We start from the raw sequence: 5,624 nt of genomic DNA, 5'->3' as shown, positions 1-5,624 counted from the left end.
GGAGCGCGGCACCTTCGATCAGCGTCGCCTCGCCCTTTACGACGTTGAGACGGGCGAGCGCTATGCGCCGCTAGAGCATCTTCCTCAGGCGCGCGCCTCCTTTGCCGTCTATAACAGCCCTCTTTCCGAAAGCGCCGTGCTCGGCTTTGAATACGGCTATAGCGTTCATGCGCCTGATGCTCTCACCTTATGGGAGGCGCAGTTCGGCGATTTTGCCAATGGAGCCCAGGTGATTATAGACCAGTTCATTGCGGCCGGCTATGCAAAGTGGGGGCAAAGCCCATCCCTCGTGTTGCTGTTGCCGCACGGCTACGAGGGACAAGGGCCGGAGCATTCTAGCGCTCGGGTGGAGCGCTATCTGCAGCTCTGCGCCGAAAACAACATGCGCGTGGTTAACTGCACCACTGCAGCCCAATACTTTCACGTTCTCAGGCGTCAAGCCGCCCTCATGCGCCACAGCCCTAAGCCGTTGGTCATCTTCACCCCGAAAAGCCTCTTGCGCGACAAAAACGCGGCTGCCTCCTTGCAAGAGTTGGTGGAAGGGCGCTTTCTGCCGGTGCTCGATGATGATGAGGCGCGAAATCGCGCCAACCGTGTTACGCGGCTTATTCTATGCAGCGGCAAGGTCTATATGAACCTCCTCTACCAGTCCAACGGGGAACCTCGTGAGGAGGTTTTTAAGGAAGAGCGCCTGGCCGTTGCGCGTGTTGAGCAGCTCTACCCCTTCCCTGCCGAGGCCCTTGCAAAGGTTATCGGCGGCTATCCCAACATACGTGAGCTGGTTTGGCTGCAAGAAGAGCCACAAAACATGGGCGCTTGGAGCTTTATGGAGCCGCGTTTGCGTGCTCTGCTACAGAAACTAGAGGTGGATTGTCCCATTCGCTATATCGGCAGGGAGGAATCGGCAAGCACGGCGGAGGGGTCGCGTCCACGTCACCTCGTTGTGCAGGAGCGCATTCTTCGGGCAGCCATCTCCGACATTCCCGCGCTCTCCCTCTCGCGCCGAGAGGCGGCCCGGATCGCCAAATAGCGCTTTTGGCGAACCCATCGGCCCTGAAGAACCATCGCTAAAAGCTTGGCCTGGAGGTTATCAAGCCTGCGGGTGTGGTACTATAAAACCGAATTCGGAAAGAGGATCGCAATTCTATGGGCGTTGAGATACAAGTGCCGCAACTGGCCGAGTCCGTTGTAGAAGCGACGGTCGGCACCTGGTATAAAAAGGAGGGAGATCGCGTAGAGCGCGACGAGGAGGTAGTGGAGCTTGCCACCGATAAGGTCAGCCTACCGGTTTACGCGCCTGCTACCGGCATACTGCAAAAGATCGTCCATCCGGAGGGCGACACGGTAAAGCCCGGCGATGTGCTTGCCATTGTGGTAGAGGCGGAGGCTGCCGCCGTGCCGGCGGCGCCGCAGGCGGTCAAATCGGCTGTTGAAAACGCGCCCGTCGAAACCGCCGTGGCCGAAAAATCGGAAGCGCATCCGCCCATAGCCACGCCCTTGGCCGAGAAGGTTGCTGTGGAGCAAGGCATTGATCTCAGCGCCCTCAAAGGCAAGGGCAGCGGCCCGAACGGCAAAATCACCATAGAGGATGTGCGCCAGTTCACCCAGGCATCCTCTTCTGCCCCACCTTCCGTCGAGAAAGAGCCGCAGAAACCCACGGCCTCCACACCTTCCGGCACGCTGCCGCCTGTGCTGTCATCGCTTACGGCCTCATTTGGTCGGCGAGAGGAGCGGGAGCCGCTCTCACGTTTACGCCTCACGCTCATTCGCAATCTCCAAGAGTCGGAGCGCAACGCGGTTCGGCTCACCACCTTCAACGAGGCCGACATGAGCGCTGTGATAGAGATTCGCAAGCGTCGTCGCGATGCCTTTAAGGAGCGCTACGGGGTCAATCTCGGCTTTATGTCGTTCTTTACCAAGGCTGTTGTTGGGGCGTTGAAGGCGTTTCCCTACCTAAACGCCGAGATTCAAGGCACCGAGGTCATCAAAAAGTACTATTACGATATAGGCATCGCCGTAGGCAGCGAGCGTGGGTTAACCGTGCCGGTGATACGCGATGCGGATAGGAAGACCTTTGCCGAGCTTGAAGCTGAGATCGCCGATTTGGCCGCTCGCGCCCGAGAAGGCAGGCTTAAGCTCGAGGAACTTATGGGGGGCACTTTCACCATCACCAACGGGGGTGTTTACGGTTCGTTGCTTTCCACCCCCATTCTCAACGGCAACCAGGTAGGCATTTTGGGCATGCACAAAATTCAGGAGCGCCCGGTGGTGGTGAACGGGGAGATCGTAATACGCCCGATGATGTATTTGGCTCTCTCCTACGATCATCGTCTGATAGACGGCAGCGATGCGGTGCGCTTTCTTGTGCGCATTAAGGAGCTTATCGAAGACCCCGAAACGCTCCTGCTCGAAGGCTAGGCCGTTTTTGCTTCTTGTGCCACCTGCGCAGGCACGCCTACGGCTTGCCTGCGTATTCATCTACTGCCACATATTGCGATGGACTCGGATGTAACCACGACATACCTTCGTCTCTGGAGCCATCTACATAGAAACTACCAGTCAAAGAAGGGATTTGCGCCACATAAGCCTGTATTGCTCTTGGCAATACTAGATGCAATAGAACGCGGCTATATCCGGGAAAATTTTATACAGATCACACCGGAGCTTGTAGCCCTGGTTCATTCTTATTGGAGGTCTTTGGTCCCTACAGAGGCTAGCTGGCGAGAACGTATATACTATCCCTTCCGCTACCTTGTTCATGATGGTTTCTGGCAACTCATTCGTGGGGGACGCCCTATTTCAAAGGAGGAAGTGGGAAATCCAACTTGTCTTAGTGAGTTGAGTGAGGTTGTAGATGGTGCTAAATTCCCGGACGAACTTTGGAAAATTCTACAACAGCGAAAGTGGCGGCAAATATTTAAGCAGCACCTTCTTAATACCTATTTCCCGTTGAGTCTTGAGAAAGTCTTGTACGAAATACCAAAAAGGCCTTTGGATTATGAGCTGGAAAGGTTAAAGGCGGAGGCGCAAGCCAAATTCCGAGTTACAGGGGTACGGGAAACCGCAGATGAGATAGGTTACTACCTTCGTAACGCCCTTTTCCCAAAAGTAATTAGGGAGCTTTATGAAAATAGATGTGCTGTTTGTCGGATAGCCACCTTTATGCCGCATAGAACAATGCTTGTGGACGCTGCGCATATCCTCCCATTTTTCCAAATTCCATAACAATGATCCTCGGAACGGCATAGCGCTTTGTAAGAACCATCACTACGGCTTCGATGCAGGCTGGTTCACGATAACGCATGAATTCCAGATACTCTGCTCGCCTCATTTGCGAAACACATGCAACTATATTATCCCTGGCTCCACAATACTGCTCCCTCGAAATAGCCGGTATACACCAGCGTTAGAGGCGTTGGATTGGCATCGTAAAAATATTTTTAAGGCTTAAACCGCTCAGATGTAGTCTGCAAGCAGGAAAATAGGTTGCTTCATGATGAAACAAACAGAACAAACAAAACAGGCGGATGCTCGTTAGAAGGGCATCCGCTTAAACTGCCGGGGAAGGATTCGAACCTCCGACCAACTGATCCAGAGTCAGCTGTGCTACCACTGCACCACCCGGCAATATCTCTCTGCACCTTTTATGATACAACGCCGCCTTCGCTCTTGTCAAGAGCTACCACCCACAAACCGCCTTCAAAATACCTATCCGCTCCGCGGGTAGACCCCCTCCACAGCCGACTCGGCGGGCAATTCAGACGGTGGAGATGGCTCCGCCTCAAGGGGAGGCAGCGCTTCCAGGCTGGCAATGCCGAAATAGTGCAAAAACTCGGAGGTCGTAACGTAAAGCGTGGGACGACCGGGAGCAACCTTCTTGCCCGCTTCGGCAATGAGGCGCCGCTCTAAAAGCGTTTTGAGAACGCCATCCGATGAAACGCCCCGAATCGCCTCTATCTCCGGCAACGTAATGGGCTGGCGATAGGCGATAATCGCCAAAGTCTCTAAGGCCGCACGGGAAAGCTTGTTGGCGCGAGGCGTTAGTAAACGCCCCACGCACTCCGCATACTCCGGACGGGTGGCCAACTGCCAGCCTCCTGCGATGCGTAGCAACTGCAGACCGCTGTGGCGTTCTACAAGCGCGACCTGCAACGAACGAAGCGCCTCCTCTACACGTAACGGCTCCTCTCCGGTGGCCCGAGCCAACTCTTCAACAGGAAGGGGTTCACCGGAAACGAAAAGCAGGCACTCCAGTGCGGCCTCTAAGGAAGTGCTCATGACCCGGAGTCCTCCTGCGCTGCATAAAGATAAAGGGGTGCGAAGGGTTCGGCCTGCTCCACACGCACGCGCCCGAGCCGCAAAAGCTCCAGAACCGCCAGAAAGGTGAGCACAATGTCATAAAGCGGCCCCGGCAGCATGAAAAAGCTCTCGAATGGCACTGCCGTTGGAGCAACGGCCTCTAGTTTGCGCACAATCTCTAGCATCTTAAGGCGCAAACTAAGGCGACGCCGTGGCACCACGGTGGTGAGTGGCTTCTTCTCTAGGCCGGCGCGTGCCAACATCTGATGAAGTGCGTGATGCAGCTGCGCCAGCGTAATCTCTCCTTGGGGAACAGGCAGCAGGTAGTCCTCCACATTTTGCGCCGCGTCGCGAAAATAGATGCGGCGTCGCTCCTCTTCCCACCGCTGCAGGGTGGCGATCGTATCGCGGAACTGTTGATAGTCCAACAGACGCTGTACCAGCTCTGCCCGAGGGTCTTCCTCCGCCTCAAACGCATCCTCTTCTTTCGGAGTTTGAGGCAGCAGCATGCGCGACTTGATCTCGATGAGAGTGGCCGCCATAACCAGGTACTCCCCGGCTATCGTCAAATCCAACGCCTCCATGGCCTCTATCACCTGCAGGTATTGCCGGGTGATCTCGGCGATAGGGATGTCGTAGATGTCTATCTCATTGATGCGAATAAGGTGCAAGAGTAGATCGAGTGGCCCCTCAAAAGCTTCTAAGTGAACGGGAGGCATGGCCGCCGGGGTAAGCGGCGAGCGTTTGGGGGGCGAGACCAACGCGGAGTTTTCCATGACAAGGCATTTTACTGGACTAAGTCGGGCGATGTCAATAAGCCACAAGCGGGTTTCGCCAAAGTTTGAAAGTGAGTGAAAATCCCCCTTCCTCGATAGCTTCCGAGGAAGGGGGCTGAAACGAGGTGCTGTAGCGCCTACTCCAGCGCCGCCTCACCGGTTTCACCGGTTCGGATGCGAATGACGTCGGAAATGGGGGAAAGGAAGATTTTTCCGTCTCCGATCTCGCCGGTACGGGCGGCTTTGGCGATGGTTTCTGCCACAAGTTGAGCCTCCGAATCCTTCACAACGATCTCGATCTTCACCTTCTGTAAAAGGTTTACGGTGTACTCAACTCCTCGATAAAGGTGCGTAAGCCCCTTCTGCTTCCCTGAACCGCGCACTTCGGTAATGGTCATGCCCCGCACTCCTATTTCGGAGAGCGCCGCGGTGACATCGTCCAGCTTTTGGGGGCGAATCATCGCTTCTACTTTTATCATTGTGTTGCCTCCTCTGTCTGTCGCTTCAGCTCGTATCTCAGAGCGAAGAGCCGAAACAGCAAGAGAATGA

At 55.4% G+C, this 5,624-nt stretch carries 6 protein-coding genes, 1 tRNA gene and 1 pseudogene; 4 read left to right on the top strand and 4 right to left on the bottom strand.

Going from position 1 to position 5,624, the window contains the following annotated elements; translation table 11 throughout:
• From VKV29_RS10895 to VKV29_RS15385, 4 genes and pseudogenes are all read left to right on the top strand, one after another.
• Positions 1 to 1,030: pseudogene (locus tag VKV29_RS10895) on the top strand (2-oxoglutarate dehydrogenase E1 component); the annotation flags it as partial.
• A 116-nt stretch (positions 1,031 to 1,146) separates the two neighbouring features.
• The gene (odhB, locus tag VKV29_RS10890; protein ID WP_324201334.1) at positions 1,147 to 2,418 is read left to right on the top strand and encodes a 2-oxoglutarate dehydrogenase complex dihydrolipoyllysine-residue succinyltransferase; all 1,272 of its coding nucleotides are present in this window, start codon (positions 1,147 to 1,149) and stop codon (positions 2,416 to 2,418) included.
• Positions 2,419 to 2,811: 393 nt separating this feature from the next.
• Positions 2,812 to 3,225, top strand: coding sequence for a hypothetical protein (locus VKV29_RS10885; protein ID WP_324201333.1), 414 nt, complete (start codon positions 2,812 to 2,814; stop codon positions 3,223 to 3,225).
• A complete protein-coding gene (locus VKV29_RS15385) occupies positions 3,182 to 3,451 on the top strand; it encodes an HNH endonuclease (protein WP_414647352.1) in 270 nt (89 codons plus the stop codon). The genes VKV29_RS10885 and VKV29_RS15385 overlap by 44 nt, the downstream gene beginning before the upstream one ends.
• 104 nt (positions 3,452 to 3,555) lie before the next feature.
• Here the strand turns inward: VKV29_RS15385 and VKV29_RS10880 are convergent.
• From VKV29_RS10880 to VKV29_RS10865, 4 genes are all read right to left on the bottom strand, one after another.
• Positions 3,556 to 3,627, bottom strand: a tRNA-Gln gene (locus VKV29_RS10880).
• 81 nt (positions 3,628 to 3,708) lie between these two features.
• Positions 3,709 to 4,278 (bottom strand): SMC-Scp complex subunit ScpB, encoded by a 570-nt coding sequence (gene scpB / locus VKV29_RS10875; protein WP_324201332.1) that lies wholly within the window; start codon positions 4,276 to 4,278, stop codon positions 3,709 to 3,711.
• Positions 4,275 to 5,123: a segregation and condensation protein A gene (locus VKV29_RS10870; protein WP_324201331.1), complete on the bottom strand. Its 849-nt coding sequence runs from the start codon at positions 5,121 to 5,123 to the stop codon at positions 4,275 to 4,277. Before VKV29_RS10870 ends, scpB begins: the two co-directional genes overlap by 4 nt.
• A gap of 89 nt (positions 5,124 to 5,212) precedes the next feature.
• The gene (locus tag VKV29_RS10865; RefSeq protein WP_324201330.1) at positions 5,213 to 5,554 is read right to left on the bottom strand and encodes a P-II family nitrogen regulator; all 342 of its coding nucleotides are present in this window, start codon (positions 5,552 to 5,554) and stop codon (positions 5,213 to 5,215) included.
• Positions 5,555 to 5,624 lie beyond the last annotated feature (70 nt).

Origin of the sequence: Chthonomonas sp., assembly GCF_035294165.1 — a bacterium.
In the GTDB taxonomy this organism is placed as follows: domain Bacteria; phylum Armatimonadota; class Chthonomonadetes; order Chthonomonadales; family Chthonomonadaceae; genus Chthonomonas.
This window is presented reverse-complemented; position numbering and strand designations above follow the sequence as displayed.

Coding starts and splice junctions, on each gene's coding strand:
- odhB (WP_324201334.1), top strand. CDS start 1,147: ATGGGCGTTGAGATACAAGTGCCGCAACTGGCCGAGTCCGTTGTAGAA.
- scpB (WP_324201332.1), bottom strand. CDS start 4,278: ATGAGCACTTCCTTAGAGGCCGCACTGGAGTGCCTGCTTTTCGTTTCC.
- VKV29_RS10865 (WP_324201330.1), bottom strand. CDS start 5,554: ATGATAAAAGTAGAAGCGATGATTCGCCCCCAAAAGCTGGACGATGTC.